We start from the raw sequence: 24,373 nt of genomic DNA on the forward strand, positions 1-24,373 counted from the left end.
ATCCGCTCGTCCGAATGTCGCAGCTGCCGCAGCCGGTGGATCAAACGCGCCATAACTTCCTCATGCGCAGCAACTATCTACCTTCCCTAAAGACCCACCTTAACCGGCGTTGGTATCCAGCGGTGACCGAGCCGTCGCGGCGACAGCGCCTCGTCACGCAGCGGCCTGCGTGCTTGAAATGCGAGTAGACAGCGGCCGATGCTTTGGGTTTCTGTCGGCTCGGAGAGGGTCTGGGATGATCGACAAAGAGGGGCACGCTGTGGCCAAGGTCCCCGCGGTCACGCTGGGCTATTGGCTCATCAAGATCCTGGCGACCACGCTCGGGGAGACCGGCGGCGACGCCGTGTCGATGAGCTGGCTCGGGGAGACGACGCCCGAGGCAGGTGCGTCCGGGCTCAACGGTTATCTCGTCGGCACCGCGATCTTCGGCGTGCTGCTCGTCGCCTTCGTCTGGCTGCAGGTGCGCGCGCGACGGTTCCACCCTTGGCTCTATTGGGCGACGATCCTCGCCTCGACCACCGCCGGGACGACCCTCGCCGATTTCGCGACGCGCTCGCTCGGCCTGGGCTATCCCGGCGGCGCGCTGCTGCTGTTCGCGCTGGTCGTCGCGGCGTTGCTGCTGTGGCGGCGGAACACCGGCAGCGTTGACATCGGCCGCGTCGCGGACCGCCGCAGCGAGGGCTTCTATTGGTTGACGATCACCTGCTCGCAGACGCTCGGTACCGCGTTGGGCGACTGGGTCGCCGACTCCGACCTGGGCTATGACGGCGCAGCCCTGGTGTTCGGCGCGGCGCTCGGTCTGACCGCGCTGCTGTACTGGCGCACGCGAGTGTCGCCGGTGCTGCTGTTCTGGACCGCTTTCATCCTCACGCGACCGCTCGGGGCGACCGTGGGCGACTATCTCGACAAGCCGGTCGCCAAAGGCGGGCTCGACCTCAGCCGCCCGGTCGCGACGCTTGCGCTCGCCGCCACGATCGCGCTCCTGATCGTGGTGCTGCCGCAGCGACCGGCGGGCGCGCCGTCCCATAATGAACCATAACCGACGGGCGAGTGACCCACCCCGACACAGGTATCTTGACCAGAACGGTCGACCGCGTGGCTGCTGGGCACCCCTCTGTCACAGGGAGAGGCGACCACATGCTCCAAGGTCGTCAGGGCGATGATCGTCCCACCGACCATCCATTTACTTTTTGACACATGATCAACGCTGTTTCTCTACCGGCCTGATCGCGTAAGGCGTTGATTAACCATTCGGTGCCGCCGCTCCCCCGCGGTGGCGGGCACCGCGACGCCGGCCTCAGGGGAAGCCCGATGATCCACGACAGAGCGGCTCTCGCCGCGCTCGCTTTCTCCGCCTTGGGGGCGCCCGCAGCGGCGCAGGTGCTCGATCCGCCCGAGCGGGCCATCCGCTACGACGTGCCCAACGCGATCTCGCCGTCGAGCGCCAATGCGACGGTCTCCGCTGCCACGGTGCCGCAGGCGATGGAACGGCTGGACCGCGGTGACGGAACGGTCGACGTCTCGCTGGGCGGCACCTACGGCGAGGGCGATTTCGGCACGGGCTCGACGACGACGATCTGGAGTTCCGCGCTCGGCGCACGGGTGCGGCTCAACGATCTCACGCTCTCGGCCTCGCTGCCGTGGATGCGTATCCGCAGCCGCTCGACCGTGTTCACCGGCATCGATGCCACCCCGGTGCTGGTCGCGCCCAACACCTCCGCGGTGAAGCGGACCGCGGAGGGCATCGGTGATCTCACGCTCGGTGCCGCTTATACGATCGCCCCCGCCAACGGCCCGGTCGAGATCGAGCTGTCCGGGCGCGCCAAGATCAACACCGCGAGCCAGCGCAGCGGCCTCTCCAGCGGGGAGAACGACTATGCCGTCGGCGCCGACGCGTCGCTGCCGCTCGGGGCGGTGACGCCGTTCGTGTCGGTAACCTATCGCTTCCTCGGCGACACCGCGCTCTACGACCTGCGCGACGGCCCCGCCGCCTCCGCCGGCGCCTCCTTCGCGATCGGGCGCGACGCCTATCTTCTGACTTCCTACCATTATGCGCGCGCCGCGACGCGGCTGGTCGAGGACTCGCACGAGCTGTTCGCCGGCGCCTCGACGCGGCTCACGGGAACACCGTTCCGGCTGACCGGGTTCACCACCGCGGGTCTGTCGCGCGGTGCGGCGAGCTTCTCGGCGGGTTTAGCCGTGTCGATGGGTCTTTCACGCGCGCGCGAGTGACGGCGCCAGCAAGGGGGTAGCGGCGAGGTGACGGGCGGCGATCAGGCGGGCGAGTCGGGGCGGATCTACGCGATCGGCGACCTGCACGGCCGTTTCGATCTGTTCCGCGCGCTGATGCGCTCGATCGAGCGCGATCATGCCGCGCGGGGACCCGCGGCGACGCGCATCGTCCTGCTCGGCGACATCGTCGATCGCGGTCCGGACAGCGCGCGGCTGGTGCGCGGCTGCATGCGGCTCAGCCAGCTCAACCCGCGGTTCACGGTGCTGAAGGGCAATCACGAGGAGATGATGGTACACGCGCTCCGCGGTGACCTCTGGGCGTATCGCGCGTGGCTGGACTTCGGCGGTCGGGAGACGCTGCTCAGCTGGGGCGTGCCGCCCGAGGTGACCGGCGACGCGCCGGGCATCCGCGAGCTGCGCGCGGCGGCGCAGCTGGTCGGCCGTGACGTCGTCGACTGGCTGGCGCGGCTGCCGCTCACGCTGCGCCACGAGAACCATCTGTTCGTCCACGCGGGTATCCGGCCCGGCGTCCCGCTCGAGCGCCAGGTGCCGCGCGACCTGCTGTGGATCGGGGAGGAGTTCCTCGGCTCGGAAGAGGATCACGGCGTCACCGTCGTGCACGGTCATACCATCGTCGAGGACGGCCCCGAGGTGCATGCCAATCGCGTCGGGATCGACACCGGCGCCTATCGCACGGGCCGCCTCACCGCTCTGGGTCTGGAGCGCGGCGAGCGCTGGTTCCTGCAAGCAACGGACGCGACCGCGCCTGGCGCGGCGCTAGACGAGCGCGCGATCCCCCGCCGGGCAGCGGTGGCAGCATGGTGACCGGCCCCTCTAACGCCTTCGACGACGAGCAGCTCGACGCCGCGCTGCTGTCCGTGCTCGGCGAGCCCGCCGATATGGCGGCCCACACTCATGGCAAAGCCCGGTCCGCGTCGCACCGGCTGGCCGGCTCGCTCGCGGGATCGCGGCGAGCGTCGGTGACGCTGGGTCTCGCCGCGGTGGGGGCGATCGCCGGACTGGCCTTCCTGCCCCTCTCGCGCGACGAGGTTCGAGACGCGCCCCATGTTCCAGCTGCTGCACCGAGCCGGGCGGCGGTCGCACCCAGCATCGACCGCTCGCTCGCCAGCGTCGCGCTGGCGCCCGTCGCGCCGCCCTCTGTCGTCGCGCGCAGCACCCCGCGCCCGCGCGTGAGCGCGCGACCCGCGGCGCTACCTGCCGCTGCCGCGTACGTGCCGCCGGTCGCTCGATGGCCCGCCGCGCCGGACACGACACCCACCCCCGCGATCGCACTGGCCGATCACAGGGTTGCCGCGGTCGAAGCCGCCGCGATCGCGGTTCCCGCGCCGGCTCACGCCGCGCCCGAGCCGATGGCCGGCCTCGAGGACGATCCAGGCCCTCTGCCGGTGACGACCGAGGTGACCGCCCCGGATCGGCGCGCCCGGCGCGATTCTGTCGTGGCGATCCGCAGCTTGCGCCGGCAGTGGTGAGCACGGGTCGGGCTCATGGGCCCGGCGACACGCGCTTCCGTCTCGCCGACGCTACTATCGGCATCCCGCCGGCACGTCAGCGCGAGAAGGTTCCCCGTCGACGCCTCGCAGAATCGCATGAGATCGTTCCGCGTGAGAGACGCTGCGTCTAGGATACCGATCTATTCGCGTGAGGCTGGAACACTCAATCTCTCCTTCGTCAGCATGACAGACGAAGGAGACCTCTCATGACCATTCTCGTTATCGGTGCCACCGGCCGCGTCGGCCAGCATGTCGTCGACCAGCTGCTCGTCCGCGACGCCGACGTCCGCGTCCTGACGCGCGACCCCGCCAAGGCCAGCTTCCCCGCCGCGGTCGAGGTCGCGAAGGGCGACCTGCTCGACATCGACTCGGTGCGCGCCGCGCTCACCGGGGTGAGCACGCTGTTCCTGCTCAACGCCGTCACGGGCGACGAATTCACCCAGGCGATCATCACGCTCAATCTCGCGCGCGAGGCCCGGATCGACCGCATCGTCTATGTCTCGGTGTTCGGCGCCGACGAGGCGGTCAACGTGCCGCATTTCGCGGTCAAGTCGGGCGCCGAGCGGATGCTCGCGGCGATGGATGCGGGGGCGACGATCCTGCGGCCGACCTATTTCATCGACAACGAGGTGATGGTGAAGGACGTCATCCTCCAACACGGCGTCTACCCGATGCCGATCGGCGGCAAGGGCGTCGCGATGGTCGACGCGCGCGATATCGCGGAGGTCGCCGCGATCGAGTTGATCCGCCGCGAACGCGCGTCCGCCAAGCTGCCGCTCGAGACGATCAACCTGGTCGGCCCCGAGACGCTGACCGGGGCGGATATCGCCGCGATCTGGTCGGACGTGCTCGGCCGCCCGATCGTCTACGGTGGCGACGACCCGAGCGGCTTCGAGCAGAATATGGCGACCTTCATGCCGCGCTGGGCCGCCTATGAGATGCGGTTGATGGCGGAGCGCTACGTCAGCGACGGCATGATCCCGCCCGCGGGCGATCACGCGCGCCTGACCGCGCTGCTCGGCCGGCCGCTGCACGGTTATCGCGAGACCGCGACGCGTCTGGCGGCAGCCTGAGGCGCAATCGCTCGGGCGAGAGGACTGCCCCGCTCGCTCAAGGGCGCGGAGCGGTCGCGACGTAGACGACGTCCTCCCTCGCCGCGCGACTTGCACGAAGATAGATAGTTAGCTATCTAACTTTCGTGTCCGACATGTCGCTCCCTCTCGCGCGTCAGCTCACCGCGCTGCTCATCCCGCTGGCGCGGTCCTATCGCCGCCACCTGGACCGTGAGCTGGCGGACCTCTCGCTATCGCACTCCTCCGCGCTGGCGGTCATGCTGCTCGGGCGGATGGAGGACGGCGTGCGCCAGGGCGCGCTGGCCGAGCAGCTCGGCGTCGAGCCGCCCACGGTCGTGCCGATGCTCGATCAGATCGAACGCGCCGGTCTCGCCGCGCGCCGCCCCGATCCTGCCGACAAGCGCGCCAAGACGCTTCACCTCACCGACGCGGGCCGCGCGCTGGCCGCCGCGGCCGAGACGCGCTCGTCCGAGATCCGCACCGCGCTGTTCGACGGGATCGACCCCGCCGAGATCGCGGTGGCGACCGACGTGCTGCGCCGGCTGGCACAGGCGCTGACCCGCGCGGGCGAGGCCTGACGTGCCGCGGCTCGGGCCGCGCGAGGTCGTGTTCTCGGCCAATTGCTTCGCCGCGGCGATGCTGGCGCTGTACGTCTCCTTCGCGCTCGGACTCGACCGCCCGTTCTGGGCGATGGCGACGGTCTACATCACCAGTCAGCCGCTGAGCGGTGCGGTGCGATCCAAGGCGGTGTTCCGCCTGCTCGGCACCGTCGTCGGCGCGAGCGCCGCGGTGGTGATGGTGCCGCTGCTCGTCGATGCGCCGCTGCTGCTCTCGCTCGCGCTCGCCGGCTGGGTGGCGCTATGCCAGTTCGTCTCGCTGCTCGATCGCACGCCGCGCTCCTACCTCTTCATGCTCGCCGGCTATACCGCGGCGCTGATCGGCTTCCCCACCGTGGGTCATCCCGAGGCGATCTTCGACGTCGCGGTGCTGCGTGCGCAGGAGATCGGCATCGGCGTGACCTGCGCCGCGCTCGTCCATGCGGCGGTGTGGCCGCGCAGCGTCACCGCCTTGCTCGGCGCGCGCGTTCGGACGCTGCTGGCGGAGGCCGAGCGCTGGATCGCCGACGCGCTCGCGCCCACCCTGATCGATCGCGCGGACCAGGAGCGCCGCCGCCTCGCCGTCGACGTCACCGAGCTGCACGTGATGGCGACGCATGTCCCATTCGACACCGCCGCCGCGCGACCGACCCGCGCGTTGCTGAGCGCGCTGCAGGACCGGTTCGTGCTGCTGCTGCCGCTCGTCTCCGCGGTCGAGGACCGGCTTCGCGCGATCGCGGACGTGGGCGAGGTGCCGCCCGACGTGGCCGCGCTGGTGGAGGACGTCCGCGCCTGGGCGAGCGACGCCGGCGCGCACGAGCCCGCCGCCCTGGTCGCGCGCGTCGACGGGATCGCTGACACGCTGACGCCCTCGGACTGGCGCGAGCTGTTGATCGCCAACCTGCTCGACCGGCTGCGCGAGCTGGTCGAGGCGCTCGACACCGCGCGACGGGTCGCAGCACAGGCGATCGATCCCGGCGCCGCGCCGCCGGCACGGGTGCGTGGGCTGATGAACGAGCGGCGGCGGCGGCCGCTGCACCGCGACCTGCCGCTCGCGCTGCTCTCCGCCGTCGCCACCTTCGCCGCGATCCTTGCCTGCTGCGGCTTCTGGATCATGGCCGCCTGGCCCGAGGGCGCGATCGCGGCGATGATCGCGGCGGTGGTATGCTGCTTCTTCGCGACGATGGACGATCCGGTGCCGGCGCAGCGGGGCTTCCTGATCTGGACGGTCGCGTCGCTGCCGCTGGTCGCGCTCTACCTGTTCGCGCTGCTGCCGCTGGTGCACAGCTTCGAGACGCTCGCGCTGCTGCTCGCGCCGGTGCTGCTGGCGGCGGGCGCGCTGATGGCGCTGCCGCGCTGGTACGGGCGGATGATGCCGCTGCTGATCGGGCTCGCGGGCGGGCTGGCGCTGACAAACAGCTTTACGGCGGACGCGGCGGGCTTCTTCAACGGCAGCGTCGCGCAGCTCGCCGGGGTCGCCGCGGCGATGGTGGCGACCCGGCTGTGCCGCAGCCTCGGCGCGGGCGCCGCGCTGCGCCGGCTGCGCCGCGCTGGGTGGCGCGAGCTCGCCGAGCTGGCGGCGCGGCCCGGCCGCGACCCGCTGCCGGCGTGGCGAAGCCGCATGCTCGACCGTGTCGGGCTGCTCGGCGCGCGAGTCGGCGACCTTGAACAGGGCGACCGTGACGCCGGCATGGCCGCGCTGCGTGAGCTGCGCGTCGGCGTGAACCTGGCGCAACTCGCGCCCGCCAACGACACCGGCGACGAGGCGCTCGCCGCGCTCCGTGCCGACGTCGCCGCGCATTATCGCGCGCGCGCCCGCGGTGGCGCCGCGGTGCCCGACGCCGCGCTGCTCGCGCGGCTCGACGCGGCGATCGGGACGGCGCTGGCGGAGGTGCCCGCCCCGCGCGACCGGCTCGCCGCGCTCACCGGCCTGCGCCGCAACTTCTTCCCCGCCGCCCGAGGCCTCCCGGACGAGAGGGCGGCGGCATGACCGGCGAGATCGACCTGGCGGGGGTGTACGTCCACCCGCTGCTGCTCGCCGCGGTGCTGGCCTTCGTCGCCGCGGAGACGATCGGCTGGGCGCTGGCGCGGATCGGCCTCTACCGCTTGGTCTGGCACCGCGGACTGTTCGACGTCGCGCTCACCGTCATCCTCTGGGCCGGCTGCGCCGCGCTCCTCGGCGGCACCGCGCCCGCCGCTCTCTTCGGCTAGGAATCATGAGAAAGATCGTCATCCTCCGCGTCGCCGTGACGCTGGTCGTGGTCGCCGCCGCCTGTCTCGCGGCGCAGCGGCTGTGGATCCACTACGAGGAGGAGCCCTGGACCCGAGACGGCCGCGTGCGCGCCGACGTGGTCCAGGTCGCCCCCGACGTGTCGGGCCTCGTCACCCGGGTATTCGTGCGCGACAACCAGCCCGTCGCGGCGGGAACGCCGCTGTTCGAGGTCGACCGACCGCGCTATCGGCTCGCGGTGGCGCAGGCGCACGCGGCGATCACCGCGCAGCAGGTCCAGCTCGCCCAGGCGCGGCGTGAGGCGCGGCGCGACCGCGAACTCGGCGACCTGGTCGCGGGGGAGGTACGCGAGCAGAGCCTCGCCAAGGTCGCGCAGCTCGAGGCGACGCTGGCGCAGGCACGCGTCGCGCTCGACACCGCCGAGCTCAACCTCGCGCGGACGTTGGTGCGCGCAGGCGTGGCGGGCACGGTGACCAACCTCGACCTGCGCCCCGGCGACTATGCCACCGCGGGGCATCCGGCCTTCGCGATCATCGATCGCGCCTCGCTCCACGTGATCGGCTATTTCGAGGAGACCAAGCTGCCGCGGATCCACGTCGGCGATGCGGTGCGGGTGCGGCTGATGGGCGACGACGGCGCGCTCGCCGGCCATGTCCAGAGCATCGCCGGCGGCATCGAGGATCGTGACCGCAGCGCGGGCGCCAACATGCTCGCCAACGTCAACCCGACCTTCAGCTGGGTGCGGCTGGCGCAGCGCATCCCGGTGCGGGTCACGATCGACCGGCTGCCCGCGGGCACGTCGCTCGTGGTCGGGCGCACCGCCACGGTCGAGGTGGTGCCTCCCGCCCCCGCCCCCGCCGCGCGGGAGCATCGCGCGTGAGCGCGCGTCCCCTTGCCCCCGCGCTGCTCGCCGCGCTGCTCGCCGGCTGCGCCGCCGCGGGCCCCGACTATCACCGGCCCGCCGTCGCGGTGATCGAGCGACCGAGCGCGACCGGCGCCTTCATCTCCGGTGACGCGCCCGCCTATGCGCCGGCGCCGCTTCCCGATCATTGGTGGCGGCTGTACCAGGATCCTCTGCTCGACCGGCTCGTCACCGCCGCGATCGCGCATAACACCGACCTGCGCGTCGCCGACGCCAATATCGCGCGCGCCCGCGCCGCGCTCAACCTCGCCGAGACCGACCGCACCCCGCAGACGCAGGTCGAGGTCGCCCCCGGCTATGCGCAGCGCTCGGCCGAGGAGGAGCTGTTGCCCGGCGCGGCGCTCCCCTCCGCCCCGGTCTATTCGGGCCGGGTCGGCGTCTCCTACCAGCTCGACCTCGCCGGGCAGGTGCGCCGCGCGGTCGAGGCGTCGACCGCCGACGTGGCCGCGACGCGCGCTGCCTATGACGCGGTGAAGGTCACCGTGGTGGCGGACACGACCCGCGCCTATGTCGACACCTGCGCCGCTGGGCGCGAGGTCGGCGTGGCGCAGCGAGCGCTCGCGCTGCAGCAGCGCACCACGGCGCTGACACAGCGCTTGGTGCGTGCCGGGCGCGGCATCTCGCTCGATGCGACGCGGTCGCGCGCGCAGGAGGAGCAGGTCCGCGCCACGCTGCCGACTCTGCTCGCGGCGCGGCAGGTGGCGCTGTTCCGGCTGGCGACGCTCACCGGCCGCCCCCCCGCCGAGTTCGACCGCGACGTCGCCGCCTGCGCGCTCGAGCCCCGGCTCGACCGGCCGATCCCGATCGGTGACGGTGCCGCGCTGCTGCGCCGCCGCCCCGACGTGCGCCGCGCCGAACTGCTGCTCCACGCCGCGACCGCGCGGATCGGCGTGGCCGAGGCGGCGCTCTACCCGCGCGTGACGCTCGGCGCCTCCGCCGGTTCGGTCGGGCTGCTGCGCGACGCCCTCGCGAGCGACACCTACAAATTCTCGCTCGGTCCGCTGATCAGCTGGGAATTCCCCAACCGCGGCCGCGTGCGCGCGCGGATCGCGGGCGCGCAGGCCGAGACCGATGCCGCGATGGCCAGCTTCGACGGCGTCGTCCTCGGCGCGCTGCGCGAGACCGAGACTGCGCTGACCGTCTATGCGCGCGACCTCGACCGCCGCGCCGCGCTGGCGCAGGCGCGTGCGCAGGCGGCGCGGGCGGCGAGCGACTCGGAGCGGCTGTTCACCGCGGGGCGGACGGGCTTCCTGCCGGTGCTCGACGCGCAGCGCACGCTGATCGGCACCGAGCAGACGCTCGCCGCGGCGGACAGCCGGCTGGCGGCGGACCAGGTCCAGCTGTTCCTCGCGCTGGGCGGCGGCTGGGAGACGTGAGTAGGCTAGATCCTCCCCGCTCGCGGGGAGGTGGCGGCCCGCGGGGTTGACGGAGGGGGTTCTGCGCGAGCGAGCCGGTTCGCTCGCGGGCACCCCCCTGCACCACCCGGCTGCGCCGGGCGGTCCCCAGCACCGAGTGATCATGCCCCGCATGATCAAGGATCGTCCGGGGGACGATCCGACGCGATGCTCCGTGCCGGGGAGGATCTCGGCGCATGCAGCTTAGCCCCACTCCTACGTTCAGGGCCGGTTCGCCCGTCCGACCGCCGCGAGCACATGACGCAGCAGCCCGTCGGCATCGTGCTTGATATTGTGCCCGCCCGGCATCGCGACCTTGCGCAGGTTGGGCAGATCGAGCAGCGGACACAGGCTGTCGTCCTCTTCCGCGCCATAGATGCAGGTCAGCGGCGTCCAGGTCAGCGTGCGCGCGGTCGTCACCGCGACGCTGTCGGGCGTCCCATGATAGGCCCAGCCGGTCGGGTCGGCGCGGTAGAAGACCGCGTCGCCCGGCAGCACGAGGATGATCCCCGCCACCCGCGCACGCAGCTCGGCCGGCAGATGCGCCATCCCGGTCTGGACGATGTCGGCGCCGTAGGACTGGCCCATCACTACCAGCCGGCGCGCACCGGTGCGCGCCAGCGCGGTGCGCACCGCGCCGGCGACGAAGGCGTCGACCTCTTCACGGGTGCGGCGTCGGCGGAAATAGACCGGCGAGGAGATGCCCACCACGCCGATATGATGCTCGGTCAGCCCGCGCGAGGTCGAGGCGCCGAGCAGGAAGCGCAGCCCCATGTCGCCCGAGACGTTGATCACCGCGACGTCGCGCACCGGCGGGCGCGCCGGGTAGACGTGCACCGCGTCGCGGTCGAAATAGCCCGCCGCGGCCACCGCCGCGCAGACGAAGGCCGAGCTGACCAGGCTCACCCGCAGCCCGCGCCAGAAGGCCGAGCGCGGCCCCGCGCGCCTTCCCCCCCGCCGCGCTATAGCAGTTTGTCCAGCGTGATCGGCAGGTCGCGCACGCGCCGGCCGGTGGCGTTGTAGATCGCGTTGGCCACCGCCGCGCCGACCCCGGTGATGCCGATCTCGCCGACGCCGTGCGCGCCCATCGGCGTGTGCGGGTCAGGGATGTCAGTCCAGATCACGTCGATCTCGGGCACGTCGAGGTGCACGGGCAGGTGATATTCGGCGAGGCTGGGATTCATGATCCGGCCGTTGCGCTCGTCGAACTGTGTCTCCTCCATCAGCGCGAGGCCCAGCCCCATGATGATGCCGCCGCGGAACTGGCTCGCCGCGGTCTTGGCGTTCAGGATGCGCCCGCAGTCGAACGCGCCGAGGAAGCGGCTGACCCGCGTCTCGCCCGTCACCGCGTTGACCTTCACCTCGCAGAACAGGGCGCTGTGCGAGTGCATCGACCAGTGCATCAGCTCGAGCGGCGGCGTGCCGGCCTTGGTGACGCTCACCTCGTCCCGCTGCGCGCGCGCCAGGATCGAGGCGTAGCTCTCGCGCCGCGCGGCGTCGTCGAGCTTGGCCAGCCCGCCGTCCTCGCTGCCGACGTCGCCCGCCGCGAGGCCCGCGAGCGGCGAGTCGTTGCCTGCCAGCGTCAGCAGCTCGGCCACCAGCGCGTTGTGCGCCGCGATCACCGCCGCGCCGATCGCGGCGGTCTGCTGCGACCCGCCCGCCATGATCGCGCCGGGGATGGCGGAGTCGCCGTAGGCGACCTCGACGCGGTCGAGCGACAGGCCGAGCCGCTCGGCGGCGACGATCGCGGTGGTGGTGGAGGTGCCCATCCCCATCTCCGCCGCCGCGACCTCGACCAGCGCGCGGACGCCGTCGCCGTCGCGGCGAAGCGTGATCCGCGCCTCGGCGCCGGGCATGCGATAATAGGGATAGGTGCCGGTGGCGCAGCCGGTGCCGACCAGCCACTCGCCGTCGCGGCGCGCGCCCGGCGCCCCGCGGTCCGACCAGCCGAAGCGCGCCGCGCCGTCGCGCCACGCCTGGTCGATGTGGCGCGACGAGAAGGGCAGACCGGTGGTGGGATCCTTGTCGGGCTCGTTGCGCAGCCGCAGCTCGACCGGGTCGATCGCCAGCGCCACCGCGAGCTCGTCGATCGCCGACTCGAGCGCGAAAGTGCCGACCGCCTCGCCCGGCGCGCGCATGAAGGTGTTGGCGAGCATGTTCATCTGCGTCACCTCCACCTGCAGCCGGATATTGGGGCAGGCGTAACCCGCGCGCGTGCCGAGGATGAACGGCTCGGGCATGTTGTTGTGCGGCGTCATCACGGAGAGGCCGGTGTGGATCAGCGCCTCGAATCGGCCGTCCGCGCTGGCGCCGATCGCGACTCGCTGCTCGGTCAGCGTCCGCCCGCCGACGACGCGGTACACGCCCTCGCGCGACAGCGCGATCCGCACCGGGCGCCCCGCCATCTTCGCCGCGGCGGCGCCGATCACCTGATGGTCCCACAGCCCCTTGCTGCCGAACCCGCCGCCGACGTAGGGCGAGGTCAGCCGCACCTGCTCGGGCTTCAGGTCGAACACCTCGCCGATCGTCTGCGCCTGCTGGGTCACCATCTGGCTGGCGTCGTGGATCACCAGCTCGTCGCCGACCCAGGCGATCGTCGCGGCGTGCGGCTCGATCGGGTTATGGTTGTGCCGCGGCGTGCGATACACCGCGTCGACCGTGACCGCGGCCCGCGCCAGCGCGCCCTCGGCGTCGCCGATCTCGTTGAGCAACGGCTGGCCCATGAACAGGCCCTGCGTGATGCCGTTCGCCTTGGCGCCCTCGAGCGAGGTGGTCGATGGCTCGGCTGCGTACGTGACCTCGACCAGCGCGGCGGCATGGTCGGCCTGCTCCTGCGTCTCGGCCAGCACCGCGACGATCGGCTGGCCGTTCCAGTGAACGCGATCGTCCTGGAAGATCGTCAGGTCGGCGGGGCCGACACCGTGCGGCGAGGAGCCGAACGCGGGCGGCTTGTTCATCTGCGGCGCGTTCAAATGCGACATCACCAGCACCACGCCGGGGGCCGCCTCGGCCGCGGCGGCGTCGATCGCCGTGATTCGCCCGCGCGGGATGGTGGCGTAGACCAACGCGCAATAGGCCATGTCGTCGAAGCGGAACTCCGCCGCGAACGGCGCCGCACCCTTCACCTTGAGCGGTCCGTCGAGCCGCGACACCGACGTGCCGATCAGCCCGTGCTTGTGCTGGATCAGCGGGTCGGGGACGCCGCCGGGGATCCAGCTGTCGGGCGCGAGCGGGACCAGCTTGGTCATCGCGCCCTGCACCAGACCCTGGGCGGCCTGCTTGACCGTGTCGACGATGCTCATGCCGCCTCTCCCTTGACCAGCTCGCCCAGCACCGCGGCGAGGGTCCGCCCCGCCAGCGCCGGCTTGAACGCATTGTGCCGCAGCGGCGCGGCGTCGGCGAACTCCAGCGCCGCGGCGGCGTGGAACGCCTCCGCCGTGGCCGGGCCACCGCGCAACGCAGCCTCGGCCTTGAGCGCGCGCCACGGCTTGTGCGCCACCCCGCCGAACGCGACGCGCACGTCGCCGACGCGCTCGCCGTCGAGCTCGATCGCCGCCGCGACGGAGATCAGCGCGAAGGCGTAGCTCGCCCGGTCGCGCACCTTGCGATAGGTCGAGCGCGCCGCCAGCGGCAGCGCGGGCAGCTCGATCGCCGTGATCAGCTCGCCCGGCGCCAGCACCGTGTCGCGGTCGGGCGAGTCGCCCGGCAGGCGATGGAGATCGGCGATCGGCACCGTGCGCTCGCCGCCGGCGCCGGCGACATGGACCTGCGCGTCGAGCGCGACCAGCGCGACGCACATGTCGCTGGGATGGGTCGCGACGCACGCCTCGGACGCGCCGAGCACCGCATGGATGCGGTTGAAGCCGTCACGCGCGTCGCAGCCTTCGCCGGGCGAGCGCTTGTTGCAGCGCGATCCGTCGGTGTCGTAGAAATACGTGCAGCGCGTGCGCTGGAGCAAATTGCCGCCGACCGTCGCCATGTTGCGGATCTGCGCCGAGGCGCCGGCCAGGATCGCGCGCGACAGCATCGGGTAGCGCTCGCGCACCGCGCGATGCTCCGCCAGCGCGGTGTTGCGCGCGGCCGCGCCGATCCGCAGCCCCCCGCCGCCGGTCTCCGCGATCGCGGCGGAGAGGCCGGTGACGTCGACCAGCGCCTCGGGCCGGGCCACCGTCTCGCGCATCAGGTCGACGAGGTTGGTGCCGCCGCCGAGATAGGCGGTGGCGCTCGCCGCGCCGAGCCGCAGCGCCTCGCCGGCGTCGCCCGCGCGGGCATAGGTGAAGGGCGTCATGCCGCCCACTCCGCCGCGACGGTGGCGCGGATCGCGTCGACGATCCCGTTGTGCGCGCCGCAGCGGCACAGGTTGCCGCTCATCCGCTCCTGCACCTCCTCGCGCGTCAGCGCGACCGCGGCGGTGAGGTCGGCGCTGACGTGGCTCGGCACGCCGCGGCCCGCCTCCGCCGCCATGCCGATCGCCGAGCAGATCTGGCCGGGCGTGCAATAGCCGCATTGGAAGCCGTCATGCTCGATGAAGGCCTGTTGCAGCGGGTGGAGCCCATCCTCGCCCGCCAGCCCCTCGATCGTGGTGACCGAGCGACCCTCATATTGCACCGCCAGCGCGAGGCAGGAGAGGATCCGCTCGCCCTCCACCAGCACCGTGCACGCACCGCACGCGCCCTGGTTACAGCCCTTCTTGGTGCCGGTGAGTTGCAGCGTCTCGCGCAGATGGTCGAGCAGCGAGACTCGCGGGTCGGATGGCAGCGCCACCGCCTCCCCGTTGACGATGAGCGACATAAGGGCTTCTCCCTACCTCTCCGATGCGGCGCGTGCGCCTCGGTTAACCTATACCAAGTTTCGGAAAGTCCGCGCCGTTTTTCGCTGCGCTGCGACACTCGACCGGGCGCGACGGCGCCTCATCGTGGCGCGCCCGCCCGGCTGGGGTAAGTGGGGGCGAGAGGACGCGAATCGTTTGCCGCGTCGGTCACATTCGTGGAGGTCCCCCGTGCCGCTCACCGCCGTCGCGATCCGCCATGTCGCCTTCGAGGACCTCGGCCATCTCGACGCGCCGCTGCGCGCCGCCGGCTACGCGATCCGCTACGTCGAGGCGGCCGAGGGTAGCGTCGCCGCGCTCGACCCGCTCGCGCCCGACCTGCTGATCGTGCTCGGCGGCCCGATGGGCGTCTACGAGGCGTCGAAGCACCCGTTTCTCGGCGACGAACTGGCGCTGCTGCGCGCGCGGCTGGCGGCGGAGCGGTCCACGCTCGGGCTGTGCCTCGGCGCGCAGCTGATCGCGGCGGCGCTCGGCGCGCGCGTCTACCCGGGGCCGGCCAAGGAGATCGGCTACGCGCCGGTGACGCTCACCGCGGCGGGAGCGGTCTCGCCGCTCGCCGCTCTGCCCGCGAACCAGCCGGTCCTGCACTGGCACGGCGACACCTTCGACCTTCCGGCGGGCGCTACTCTGCTCGCCTCGACCGACCTGTATCGCCAGCAGGCGTTCGCGTTCGGCCGCCACGCGCTCGCGCTGCAATTCCACCTCGAGGCGGACAGGATCGAGCGGTGGCTCGCGGGCCACGCCGCCGAGCTGCGCGCCGCGCAGATCGCTCCCGCCGCGATCGCGCGCGACGCCGCGCGTCACGACGCCGCCCTGCGCCACGCGGCCGCGGCGGTGCTCACCCGCTGGCTGTTCGCGTCGAGCTGAGCGCTTACCCCGCCGCCTCGCGCCGCGCCGCCATCATCGCCAGCCAGCGCCGGCGGAGCACCGCGCGGCGCTCGGGATAGCGCTCGTCGAGGAAGGTCACGCCCGCGAGCCGGTCGGTGCGGAACATGCGGAAGTCGCCGCGCAGCTCGCACCAGGCGATCAGCATGCGCATGCCGTCCATATAGCCGACCAGGAACGGCCACACCGTCCGCTCGCTCGGCGCGCCGGCCGCATCGGCATAGCCGATCCGCAGCTTGCGCCCCTGCAGGCTCCAGGCGCGCAACCGCGCGACGTCGACCCCGGCGTCGGCGCGCTCGCCCCACGAGGGCGGGGTGATCACCGCGGGCTCGTCGATCGCGGCGCGCAGCCGCTCCGGGATCACCGCCGCGACCTTGGCGAGCACGTCGGCCGCGGCGCTCGCCAGTCCCTCGTCGGCGTGGACCAGCACCCATTGCGCGCCGAGCACCACCGCCTCGACCTCGTCCGAAGTGAGCATCAGCGGTGGCATGTCGAAGCCGCGCTCCAGCACATAGCCGATCCCGGCCTCGCCTCGGACCGGCACGCGCTGCGCCACCAGCGCGGCCACGTCGCGATAGACCGAGCGCCGGCTGGTCTCGAGCTCGGTCGCGATCGCGTCCGCGGTCATCGGGCCCGTCGCGCGGCGAAGCAGCTGGACGATCTCGAACAGGCGGTCGGCGCGGCGCATGCGGCCGAGCCTAGAGCCGCGCGAGCGGCGTTGCGAGCGCGCAGAAGAGCGCCGGGGTAGCGTTCGCCAGGATGAGCAACGACGTCGCGACAAATCCCGCCGCTGCCCAGCGCAGGTCGCGCGCGGTCACGCCGGCACCGCGTCGCGCGCCATGGCGCGCTGGAAGCCGGGGCGCTGAGTGAGCCGCGCGAGATAGGCCGGGATGACGCCGTCGCTCGGGATCAGCTGCTGCGCCCAGCCGAGCGTGCCGCCCAGCATCACGTCGGCCGCGCTGAAGCGCTCGCCCAGCAGCCACGGCCCGTCCGACAGCGCGCGCTCGACCCGAGCGAGCGCGGCGGCGAAGGCCGGCGGGGTCTCTCCCGCGGGGGCGCCGAAGCGCGCGCCGATCGCGGGGCCGAACTCGCCCTCGGTCCAGCTCAGCCAGGTCAGATATGCGCCGCGGTCGCGGTCGCCGATCCAAGGCGAGAGACCGGCACCGTCCGCCTGGTCGGCGAGATAGGTCGCCACCGCGGCGGATTCGGTGACGAGCACGTCGTCGTCGAGCAGCGCGGGCACCTTCTTGTCAGGGTGCGGATTGGCGGCGTCGGGTCCCTCGCCGCTGCCGTCGCGGTAGCGGATCGTGACGTAGCGGAGCTGATAGGGCACACCGAGCTCCTCGAGCAGCCAGATGATCCTGGTCGAGCGCGAGCGCGGGGCGTGGAACAGCGTCAGCATGCGGTATCTCCTCGGGGCCGTGGCGGCCGGTGGAGACGGTGTAGGCCGGGCCTGTGGCCAGCGTGGTGGCAGCAGGGTGAGATGTGCCGAGAGCACGGGTAGGAAGAAAGGCGGGCGGGTCGGAGCTACCGACGCAGCCCCTTTCTCGTCATTCCCGCGAAGGCGGGATCCAGACACGTCGACGCTGAGGCAAGAAGCGCGGACGCAAGCGTGTCTGGATCCCCGCCTGCGGGGATGACGGGGGAAAGGAAACGCCCATGAAAGAGAGATTCGAGCGGAGGGAGGACCAGCAATACCCTACCGCCATGATCTCGATCGACACCCTTCTCCCGCTCCGCGCGGAACTGCACGCATCGCCCGCTCGTACTCGCGCCACTCGGACCGAAGGACCTCTCCCATGGCATCCAGCCCCGGGCGCCCAGTGCTCGCTCCGCTCGCACTCGCGGGGCGGCCGATCTACCCGGTGCTGCTGCCCGTGCCGATCACCTTGTTCGTTGCCGCGCTGGCGACCGACCTCGCCTATGTCGCGAGCGCCGAGATGATGTGGCTCGACTTCTCGTCGTGGCTGCTGCTCGCCGGTCTTGTCGCGGGCGGCCTAGCGGGCATTGTGCTGCTGGTCGAGCTGGTCCGCGCTGGCGCCGCACGAAGGGGTGCGCTCGGGCTGCACTTCGCGTTGCTGCTCTCGGCCTGGATCGTCGAGGTGCTCAACTCCTTCATCCACGCGCGCGACGGTTGGACCGCGGTGGTGCCGACCGGGCTCGCGCTATCGGCGGCCGCCGTGCTGCTGGCACTCGCCGCGGGGTGGTTCTGGCAGGCGGTGCCGCGACGCCGCTCGGGAGACGTGCGATGACCCGACGGCTGACGCTCGCGCTCGTCGCGCTCCCGCTTGCCGCCTGCGGCAGCGGGCAGCAGATCGACCAGCACCGCCAGTACGGCGCCAACCCCGTGCTGCCGGCGCCGCACGAGCAGCTCGTCGCGGACGTCGGCGTCTATGAGACCGTGGGCTGGAGAAAGGGCGAGACTCCCACCGTCCCCGCCGGCTTCCGCATCGAGCCGCTCGCGAGCGGGCTCAGCAACCCGCGCAACGTCGTCGCCCTCCCCAACGGCGACGTGCTGGTGGTGGAGTCCCGCAACGAGGGCAAGGAGCCGGTGCAGCGCCCGAAGGACCCGATCCGCGACTGGGTGATGGCACGCGCGCACTCGCAGACGCAGAGCGGCGACGCGCCGGCGGCGAGCAACCGCCTGACCCTGCTGAGCGGTGCGGGCGGCGACGGCAGCCCGACCGCGCGCTCGGTGCTGGTCGACTCGCTCAACGCCCCATTCGGCGTGGTCGCGCTCAGCGGCCAGCTCTATGTCGCGAATACCGACGCGATCGTGCGCTATCCGTTCACGCCGGGGCAGTCGCGGATCACCGGTCCGGCGATGCGGCTGACCCCGCTGCCGGCGGGCACGATCAACCATCACTGGACCAAGAGCCTGACCGCCAGCCCCGATGGCACGCGGCTGTACGTCGGCGTGGGCTCGAACAGCAACGCGATGGAGCGCGGCAGCGACGCCGAGCGGGACCGTGCCGCGATCTTCGAGGTCGATCCGCGGACCGGCGCGTCACGACCGTTCGCGACCGGCTTGCGCAACCCCAACGGGCTCACCTTCTATCCCGGCACCGACACGCTGTGGGCAGTGATCAACGAGCGCGACGAGCTCGGCCCCAATCTGGTGCCCGACTATCTCACCACGGTGCGACCCGGCGCCTTCTACGGCTGGCCCTATAGCTATTACGGCCAGCACCTCGACCCGCGGGTCAAACCGCAGCGCCCCGACTTGGTCGCGCGCGCGATCGCGCCTGATTACGCGCTCGGCTCGCACGTCGCGCCGCTCGGCCTCGCTTTCTACACCGGGGAGAGCTTCCCGGCGGGGTACCGCGGCGGGGCCTTCGTCGGCGAGCACGGCAGCTGGAACCGCACCGAGCCGCACGGCTACAAGGTGGCCTTTATCGCCTTTCGCGACGCGCGCCCGGTCGGGATGCCGCGCGACTTCGTCACCGGCTTCCTCAAGGACGGCAAGGCGCGCGGGCGCCCGGTCGGCGTCGCGGTCGATCCGCGCGGACGGCTGCTGATCGCGGACGACGTCGGCGGCACGGTGTGGCGCGTCAGCTATGCCGGCGGCTGAGACGCTGGCCAGCGCGGCGCGAAGCGCGTAGCGAAGCGCGATGGCCGACCGCTTCGAGAGACATCGCCAACCGTGGCGCCCCGACGAGATCCAGAAGCTCCACACTCTGGCGAAGAAGGGCATGGCGCTGAAGGCGATCGCCAAGGCGCTGACCCGCAGTGAGGAATCGGTGAAAGAGCGGGCCAAGCAGGACGGCCTGTCGATCGCGAAGCTGCACTGAGCCGATCGGGTGGCGTGACGCCGCGCCCCTCCCTCACGCTCCGGCTGGAAGCCTGATCGCGCGGCCGCTCACGCGGCGCAGGTCTTTACCGCGCGTGCGAGCGCGGGCAGCGGATCGCCCCTGGGCACGAACTCATGCGCGAGATAGCCGTCGAAGCCGGTGTCGGCGAGCGCGCGCGCGAAGGCGCCCCAGTTGACTTCCTGCGTGTCGTCGAGGTCGTGACGCCCCGGCACGCCGCCGGTGTGGACATGGCCGATCCAGCGAATGTTCTGGCGCACCGTGTCGATCAGGTCGCCCTCCATGATCTGCATATGATAGGCGTCGTACAGCAGCTTCACGTGCGGCGAGCCCACCGCCTCCATCACGCGCGCGCCCCAGGCGGTGTGGTCCGCCATATAGTCCTTGTGATTGACCTTGCTGTTGAGCAGTTCGAGGCAGATCGTCACGTCGTTGTCCTCGGCGATCTTCTTGACGCGGTTGAGCCCGGCGATCGTGTTCTCGGCACCCTGCTCGTCCGACATGCCCTTGCGGTTGCCTGAGAAGGCGATGACGTTGGGCACCCCCGCCTTGGCCGCCTGGGGGATGCCGACGCGATATTGCGCCTCGATCGCGGCGTGGTTCTCGGTGCGGTTGAGCCCGTCGGGGATCTGCATCACGTCCGCGGCATAGCCCATCGTGCAGCGCAGCCCGTGACGGCGCGGCACGTCATAGTCCTTGGGCTCGAGCAGGTCGATGCCGTCCAAACCGATCTTGGCGGCGAAGGCGCAGAGCTGGTCGAGCGGGATCTTCTCATAGCACCAGCGGCTGACCGACTGTTTCAAGCGCCTGCGCGGCGGCGTCGCCGGCCCGGCGATGGCCGCGCTCGCGGCGAGGGTGAGTGACGTGCCGATGACCTGTCGCCTTGTGACCATCGGCCGAGTGTAGCGCACCCGCCCGCGAGGGCAAGCCGCCGCGCGGCGATCGACAAGAAGCGGTGGCGCTGCGATAGGTTGCGCCGTGTCGACCGCGTCCCCCGCCCCGCTCCGCCGCATCGCGATCGACCGCGGCGGCACCTTCACCGACGTGGTCGCCGAGCGCGAGGACGGCACCATCGAGGTGGTCAAGCTGCTCTCGGTCGATCCCGGCCGCTACGACGACGCCGCGGTGGAGGCAGTGCGGCGGCTGACCGGCGTGCGCGTGGGCGCGCTGCCCTCGCTCGACGTGCGCATCGGCACCACGGTCGCGACCAACGCGCTGCTCGAGCGGCGCGGCGAGCCGGCACTGCTGGCGATCACGCGCGGCTTCGGCGACGCGCTGGCGATCGGCTACCAGGACCGGCCCGACATCTTCGCGCGCGCGATCGTCCGCCCGCCGCCGCTGCCCGAGCGCGTGGTCGAGATCGACGAGCGGGTCGACGTCGACGGCGCTGTGGTGCGCGCGCTCGATCTCGCCGCCGCCGAGCGCGGCCTCCGTGCCGGTCACGACGCCGGGCTGCGCGCGGTCGCGATCGTGCTGATGCACGGCTGGCGCTACCCCGCGCACGAGGCGGCGCTGGAGGCGCTGGCGCGCGCGATCGGCTTCACCCAAATATCGGTGAGCCACCGCGTCGCGCCGCTGATCCGGCTCGTCGCCCGCGGCGACACCACCGCCGCCGACGCCTATCTCTCGCCCGTGCTGCGCCGCTACGTCGACGGGCTGGAGGCGGCCTTCGGCGGCGCGCCCCTCTTCATGCAATCGTCGGGCGGACTCGCCGCGGCGCGCGCGGTGAGCGGCAAGGACGCTTTGCTCTCGGGACCGGCGGGCGGGATCGTCGGCATGGCCGCGGCAGCGCGCGCCGCCGGGGTCGAGCGCGTGATCGGCTTCGACATGGGCGGCACCTCGACCGACGTCTCTCTCTGGGCGGGGACGTTCGAGCGGCGCCAGGAGGCGGTGATCGGCGGCGTCCGAGTCGCCGCGCCGATGCTGCGGATCGACACGGTGGCCGCCGGCGGCGGCTCGATCTGCGGCTTCGACGGCGGCCGCTTCACCGTCGGGCCGGAGAGCGCGGGCGCCGATCCCGGCCCCGCCTGCTATCGCCGCGGCGGGCCGCTGACGGTGACCGACTGCAACCTCCTCCTGGGCAAGATCGTGCCGGCGCACTTCCCCGCGGTGTTCGGGCCCGAGCGCGACCAGTCGCTTGACCGCGCCGCCGCGCTCGACCGGCTCGAGGGGCTGCTCGACTCGGTGGAGCGCGCGACCGGCACGCGCCCCGATCCGCTGTCCGCGGCGGAGGGGCTGGTGGCGATCGCGGTTGCCAACATGGCCAAGGCGATCAAGTCGGTGTCGGTCGCGCGCGGGCATGATCCCGCGAGCTACGCGCTGATGAGCTTCGGCGGCGCGGGCGGGCAGCACGCCTGTCTCGTCGCCGACGCGTTGGGCATGCGCGACGTGCTGATCCACCCGCTCGCCGGCGTGCTCTCGGCCTGGGGGATCGCGCTCGCTGACCGGCGCGCGGTGCGCCAGCGGACAGTCGCCGCGCCGCTCGACGCTGGGGCATGGCGCAGGACGCTGGATCAGCTCGCCGCCGAGGCGCGCGACGAGCTGGACGGTGAGGCGACGGTCGAGGCGCTGGCGACGCTGCGCTACGCGCGCACCGATCAAGGGATCGAGGTCGCGGTCGCCGAGGCCACGGCGATGCGCGCCGCGTTCGAGGGAGCCCATCGCGAGCGCTTCGGCTTCACCGCGGACGACGCGCTCATCGTCGAGCGACTCCAGGTCGAGGCGGTGCGCGGCAGCGCTGCGCCCGCGATGGCGCCACCCGAGGCGTCGGCGTCCGCGCCCGAGACCGTCATGGTGACGATGGCGGGCGCGGCGCATCGGGCGCCGCTGCACCGCCGCGAGTCACTCGGCGCGGGCGCGCGCGTCGCGGGGCCGGCGCTGCTGGTCGATTCGACCTCGACCGTCGGGGTCGAGCCGGGCTGGGAGGCGGCGGTGCTGCACGGCGGCACGCTGCGGCTCACCCGCGTCGCGGCGCGCGCCGCGGCGGCGCGCGACGCCGCGGTCGACCCGGTGCGGCTGGCGATCTTCGCCGGCCTGTTCATGGGGCTGGCGGAGGAGATGGGATCCGCGCTCCAGCGCAGCGCCGCCTCGGTCAACATCCGCGAGCGGCTCGATTTCTCCTGCGCGCTGTTCGACGCCGGCGGGCACCTCGTCGCCAACGCGCCGCACATACCGGTGCACCTCGGCTCAATGGGCGACTGCGTCCGCCACCTGATCGCCAGCCGTGCTCGCGACGGGCGCGGGATGCGCCCGGGCGACGCCTATGCGGTCAACGACCCCTATCGTGGCGGCACGCATCTGCCCGACATCACCGTCGTCCAGCCGGTGTTCGCTGGCGGCGACGCGCCCGCCTTCTTCGTCGCCGCGCGCGGGCACCACGCCGACGTCGGCGGCACCAGCCCCGGCTCGATGCCCGCGGACAGCCGCACGCTCGCCGACGAGGGCGTGGTCTTTGACGACGTGCTGGTGCTCGCCGAGGGACGCCTGCGCGACCTGGAGGTGCGGGCGGTGTTCGCCGGCGGCCCCCACCCGGCGCGCGCGATCGACCAGAACATGGCCGATCTCGCCGCGCAGCTCGCCGCCTGCGCGCGCGGCGCGGCGGGGCTGGAGCGGCTCGTCGCCGAGCAGGGGCGCGACGTCGTGGCGGCCTATATGAAGCACGTCCAGGCGCACGCCGAGGCGTTGGCCCGCGGCGCGGTGCGGTCGCTCTCGGACGGCACCTTCGCCTATGCCACCGACGACGGCGCCGCGGTGCGTGTCGCCGTGCGCGTCGACCGCGATGCGGGAGCGCTGACGGTCGACTTCACCGGCACCAGCGAGCAGCGACCGGGCAACACCAACGCGCCGCTGGCGGTGACTCGCGCCGCGGTGCTCTACGTGCTGCGGACGCTGGTGGCCGAGGACACGCCGCTCAATGACGGCTTCCTGCGCCCCGTGACGCTGATCGTGCCGGAAGGATCGATGCTCAACCCGCGCTATCCCGCGGCGGTGGTCGCGGGCAACGTCGAGACCAGTCAGGTCGTCACCGACGCGCTGATGGGTGCGCTAGGCGCGATGGCGGCGTCGCAGGGGACGATGAACAACTTCACCTTCGGCGACTCGACCCACCAATATTATGAGACGATCGCGGGCGGCGCGGGGGCGGGCGACGGCTTCGCGGGCGCGAGCGCGGTGCAGACGCACATGACCAACAGCCGGCTGACCGATCCCGAGGTGCTCGAGACTCGCTTCCCGGTGCTGCTGGAGGCGTTCGCGATCCGCCGCGGCTCGGGCGGCGCGGGGCGCTGGCCCGGCGGCGACGGCGCGGTTCGGCGCGTGCGCTTCCGCGCGTCGATGCGGGCGAACATCCTGTCCAACCATCGCGTCGTGGCGCCGTTCGGGCTGGCGGGCGGCGGCGACGGCGCGGTCGGCGCGAACCGCGTGGAGCGCGCGGACGGACGCGTCGAGACGCTCGGGGCGACCGCGTCGGTCGAGCTGGCGGCGGGCGACGTCTTCGTCATCGAGACGCCCGGCGGCGGCGGCTTTGGGGGTGAGCCGTGAGCGGGCGGGGGTCCCGGCCTGGGATCAAGGCTGCGAGACGCGGTGTAGTGGCGGATGGCTGCTGCGCGCCGCGTCGGCTTTCCCGACATGGCCGCGGCATCCGCCGGAGCGACAAGGGGGCGAAGGGACACTCCCCATCACCGAGCTACTCCAGCGGACGCCGGGGTCCAGTTGGGGGACGTCGGTGGCCCTCACACAAGCCTTCCCACCTGGGCCCCGGCCTGCGCCGGGGCGACGAGATGGTGAATCCGTCACCCCTTCCCCCGAACCGTCACCCCGGCGTAGGCCGGGGTCCAGCGGGAAGACGCCGAAGAGCCTCACACCGGTTTGCCCGCCTTGGCCCCGGCGTCCACT

The 24,373-nt window shown here is 72.5% G+C and carries 22 protein-coding genes; 15 read left to right on the forward strand and 7 right to left on the reverse strand.

Annotation, left to right across the window (positions count from 1 at the left end):
* Positions 1–235 precede the first annotated feature (235 nt).
* From K7957_RS17475 to K7957_RS17520, 10 genes are all read left to right on the forward strand, one after another.
* Entirely contained in the window at positions 236–1,039 is an 804-nt protein-coding gene (locus tag K7957_RS17475; protein ID WP_223013726.1) for a COG4705 family protein, read from the forward strand.
* A 272-nt stretch (positions 1,040–1,311) separates the two neighbouring features.
* Entirely contained in the window at positions 1,312–2,232 is a 921-nt protein-coding gene (locus tag K7957_RS17480; protein WP_223013728.1) for a hypothetical protein, read from the forward strand.
* Between the two features lie 27 nt (positions 2,233–2,259).
* On the forward strand, positions 2,260–3,057 hold the full coding sequence (locus K7957_RS17485) for a metallophosphoesterase family protein (RefSeq protein WP_223013730.1): 798 nt from the start codon (positions 2,260–2,262) through the stop codon (positions 3,055–3,057).
* Entirely contained in the window at positions 3,051–3,722 is a 672-nt protein-coding gene (locus tag K7957_RS17490) for a hypothetical protein (RefSeq protein WP_223013732.1), read from the forward strand. The genes K7957_RS17485 and K7957_RS17490 overlap by 7 nt, the downstream gene beginning before the upstream one ends.
* Before the next feature lie 227 nt (positions 3,723–3,949).
* Positions 3,950–4,816, forward strand: coding sequence for an SDR family oxidoreductase (locus K7957_RS17495; protein ID WP_223013734.1), 867 nt, complete (start codon positions 3,950–3,952; stop codon positions 4,814–4,816).
* Positions 4,817–4,950: 134 nt separating this feature from the next.
* Positions 4,951–5,394, forward strand: coding sequence for a MarR family winged helix-turn-helix transcriptional regulator (locus K7957_RS17500; RefSeq protein WP_223013736.1), 444 nt, complete (start codon positions 4,951–4,953; stop codon positions 5,392–5,394).
* Position 5,395: 1 nt separating this feature from the next.
* Positions 5,396–7,402 (forward strand): FUSC family protein, encoded by a 2,007-nt coding sequence (locus K7957_RS17505; RefSeq protein ID WP_223013738.1) that lies wholly within the window; start codon positions 5,396–5,398, stop codon positions 7,400–7,402.
* Positions 7,399–7,623: a DUF1656 domain-containing protein gene (locus K7957_RS17510; RefSeq protein WP_223013740.1), complete on the forward strand. Its 225-nt coding sequence runs from the start codon at positions 7,399–7,401 to the stop codon at positions 7,621–7,623. Before K7957_RS17505 ends, K7957_RS17510 begins: the two co-directional genes overlap by 4 nt.
* Positions 7,624–7,628: 5 nt before the next feature.
* Positions 7,629–8,522: an efflux RND transporter periplasmic adaptor subunit gene (locus K7957_RS17515; RefSeq protein WP_223013742.1), complete on the forward strand. Its 894-nt coding sequence runs from the start codon at positions 7,629–7,631 to the stop codon at positions 8,520–8,522.
* Entirely contained in the window at positions 8,519–9,940 is a 1,422-nt protein-coding gene (locus K7957_RS17520) for an efflux transporter outer membrane subunit (RefSeq protein ID WP_223013744.1), read from the forward strand. Before K7957_RS17515 ends, K7957_RS17520 begins: the two co-directional genes overlap by 4 nt.
* A 240-nt stretch (positions 9,941–10,180) precedes the next feature.
* Here K7957_RS17520 and K7957_RS17525 read toward each other — a convergent pair whose 3' ends face one another.
* The 4 genes from K7957_RS17525 to K7957_RS17540 are packed head-to-tail and all read right to left on the reverse strand — an operon-like array spanning position 10,181 to position 14,749.
* Complete coding sequence (locus tag K7957_RS17525; protein ID WP_343228447.1) at positions 10,181–10,864, reverse strand: AcvB/VirJ family lysyl-phosphatidylglycerol hydrolase; 684 nt, start codon at positions 10,862–10,864, stop codon at positions 10,181–10,183.
* A 56-nt stretch (positions 10,865–10,920) separates the two neighbouring features.
* Positions 10,921–13,260: a xanthine dehydrogenase family protein molybdopterin-binding subunit gene (locus tag K7957_RS17530; RefSeq protein ID WP_223013746.1), complete on the reverse strand. Its 2,340-nt coding sequence runs from the start codon at positions 13,258–13,260 to the stop codon at positions 10,921–10,923.
* Complete coding sequence (locus K7957_RS17535) at positions 13,257–14,246, reverse strand: FAD binding domain-containing protein (protein WP_223013748.1); 990 nt, start codon at positions 14,244–14,246, stop codon at positions 13,257–13,259. Before K7957_RS17535 ends, K7957_RS17530 begins: the two co-directional genes overlap by 4 nt.
* Positions 14,243–14,749, reverse strand: a complete 507-nt coding sequence (locus tag K7957_RS17540; protein ID WP_223013750.1) for a 2Fe-2S iron-sulfur cluster-binding protein — start codon at positions 14,747–14,749, stop codon at positions 14,243–14,245. Before K7957_RS17540 ends, K7957_RS17535 begins: the two co-directional genes overlap by 4 nt.
* Before the next feature lie 208 nt (positions 14,750–14,957).
* Here K7957_RS17540 and K7957_RS17545 point away from each other — a divergent pair, with 208 nt between their 5' ends.
* The gene (locus K7957_RS17545) at positions 14,958–15,653 is read left to right on the forward strand and encodes a glutamine amidotransferase (protein WP_343228448.1); all 696 of its coding nucleotides are present in this window, start codon (positions 14,958–14,960) and stop codon (positions 15,651–15,653) included.
* Between the two features lie 4 nt (positions 15,654–15,657).
* Here the strand turns inward: K7957_RS17545 and K7957_RS17550 are convergent, their stop codons facing one another.
* Both K7957_RS17550 and K7957_RS17555 read right to left on the reverse strand, forming a co-directional pair.
* A complete protein-coding gene (locus K7957_RS17550; protein WP_223013754.1) occupies positions 15,658–16,359 on the reverse strand; it encodes a helix-turn-helix transcriptional regulator in 702 nt (233 codons plus the stop codon).
* 126 nt (positions 16,360–16,485) lie between these two features.
* Complete coding sequence (locus K7957_RS17555) at positions 16,486–17,073, reverse strand: glutathione S-transferase family protein (RefSeq protein ID WP_223013756.1); 588 nt, start codon at positions 17,071–17,073, stop codon at positions 16,486–16,488.
* Between the two features lie 397 nt (positions 17,074–17,470).
* On the opposite strand from K7957_RS17555, the gene K7957_RS17560 reads away from it, so the two are divergent.
* Genes K7957_RS17560 through K7957_RS17570 form a run of 3 tightly spaced genes read left to right on the forward strand, consistent with a single transcriptional unit; the run spans position 17,471 to position 19,462 of the window.
* Positions 17,471–17,923, forward strand: coding sequence for a DUF2231 domain-containing protein (locus K7957_RS17560; protein ID WP_223013758.1), 453 nt, complete (start codon positions 17,471–17,473; stop codon positions 17,921–17,923).
* On the forward strand, positions 17,920–19,242 hold the full coding sequence (locus K7957_RS17565; RefSeq protein WP_223013760.1) for a PQQ-dependent sugar dehydrogenase: 1,323 nt from the start codon (positions 17,920–17,922) through the stop codon (positions 19,240–19,242). The genes K7957_RS17560 and K7957_RS17565 overlap by 4 nt, the downstream gene beginning before the upstream one ends.
* A 40-nt stretch (positions 19,243–19,282) precedes the next feature.
* Positions 19,283–19,462 carry a hypothetical protein gene (locus K7957_RS17570; RefSeq protein ID WP_219754705.1) on the forward strand — a complete coding sequence of 60 codons (180 nt, stop codon included), beginning with the start codon at positions 19,283–19,285 and terminating at the stop codon, positions 19,460–19,462.
* Positions 19,463–19,530: 68 nt separating this feature from the next.
* On the opposite strand, the gene K7957_RS17575 is transcribed toward K7957_RS17570, so the two are convergent.
* Positions 19,531–20,283 (reverse strand): hydroxypyruvate isomerase family protein, encoded by a 753-nt coding sequence (locus tag K7957_RS17575; RefSeq protein WP_246617240.1) that lies wholly within the window; start codon positions 20,281–20,283, stop codon positions 19,531–19,533.
* Positions 20,284–20,458: 175 nt separating this feature from the next.
* Between K7957_RS17575 and K7957_RS17580 the strand changes: the two genes are divergently transcribed.
* The gene (locus tag K7957_RS17580; protein ID WP_343228449.1) at positions 20,459–24,019 is read left to right on the forward strand and encodes a hydantoinase B/oxoprolinase family protein; all 3,561 of its coding nucleotides are present in this window, start codon (positions 20,459–20,461) and stop codon (positions 24,017–24,019) included.
* The last annotated feature ends 354 nt before the right edge of the window (positions 24,020–24,373 follow it).

Origin of the sequence: Sphingomonas yunnanensis, assembly GCF_019898765.1 — a bacterium.
Classification (GTDB): domain Bacteria; phylum Pseudomonadota; class Alphaproteobacteria; order Sphingomonadales; family Sphingomonadaceae; genus Sphingomonas; species Sphingomonas yunnanensis.

Excerpts from the sequence above, each read along its gene's own strand:
- K7957_RS17555 (WP_223013756.1), bottom strand. The coding sequence starts at position 17,073 with ATGCTGACGCTGTTCCACGCCCCGCGCTCGCGCTCGACCAGGATCATC.
- K7957_RS17535 (WP_223013748.1), bottom strand. The coding sequence starts at position 14,246 with ATGACGCCCTTCACCTATGCCCGCGCGGGCGACGCCGGCGAGGCGCTG.
- K7957_RS17490 (WP_223013732.1), top strand. The coding sequence starts at position 3,051 with ATGGTGACCGGCCCCTCTAACGCCTTCGACGACGAGCAGCTCGACGCC.
- K7957_RS17475 (WP_223013726.1), top strand. The coding sequence starts at position 236 with ATGATCGACAAAGAGGGGCACGCTGTGGCCAAGGTCCCCGCGGTCACG.
- K7957_RS17540 (WP_223013750.1), bottom strand. The coding sequence starts at position 14,749 with ATGTCGCTCATCGTCAACGGGGAGGCGGTGGCGCTGCCATCCGACCCG.
- K7957_RS17570 (WP_219754705.1), top strand. The coding sequence starts at position 19,283 with ATGGCCGACCGCTTCGAGAGACATCGCCAACCGTGGCGCCCCGACGAG.
- K7957_RS17510 (WP_223013740.1), top strand. The coding sequence starts at position 7,399 with ATGACCGGCGAGATCGACCTGGCGGGGGTGTACGTCCACCCGCTGCTG.
- K7957_RS17495 (WP_223013734.1), top strand. The coding sequence starts at position 3,950 with ATGACCATTCTCGTTATCGGTGCCACCGGCCGCGTCGGCCAGCATGTC.
- K7957_RS17515 (WP_223013742.1), top strand. The coding sequence starts at position 7,629 with ATGAGAAAGATCGTCATCCTCCGCGTCGCCGTGACGCTGGTCGTGGTC.
- K7957_RS17480 (WP_223013728.1), top strand. The coding sequence starts at position 1,312 with ATGATCCACGACAGAGCGGCTCTCGCCGCGCTCGCTTTCTCCGCCTTG.
- K7957_RS17565 (WP_223013760.1), top strand. The coding sequence starts at position 17,920 with ATGACCCGACGGCTGACGCTCGCGCTCGTCGCGCTCCCGCTTGCCGCC.
- K7957_RS17550 (WP_223013754.1), bottom strand. The coding sequence starts at position 16,359 with ATGCGCCGCGCCGACCGCCTGTTCGAGATCGTCCAGCTGCTTCGCCGC.
- K7957_RS17530 (WP_223013746.1), bottom strand. The coding sequence starts at position 13,260 with ATGAGCATCGTCGACACGGTCAAGCAGGCCGCCCAGGGTCTGGTGCAG.
- K7957_RS17560 (WP_223013758.1), top strand. The coding sequence starts at position 17,471 with ATGGCATCCAGCCCCGGGCGCCCAGTGCTCGCTCCGCTCGCACTCGCG.
- K7957_RS17500 (WP_223013736.1), top strand. The coding sequence starts at position 4,951 with ATGTCGCTCCCTCTCGCGCGTCAGCTCACCGCGCTGCTCATCCCGCTG.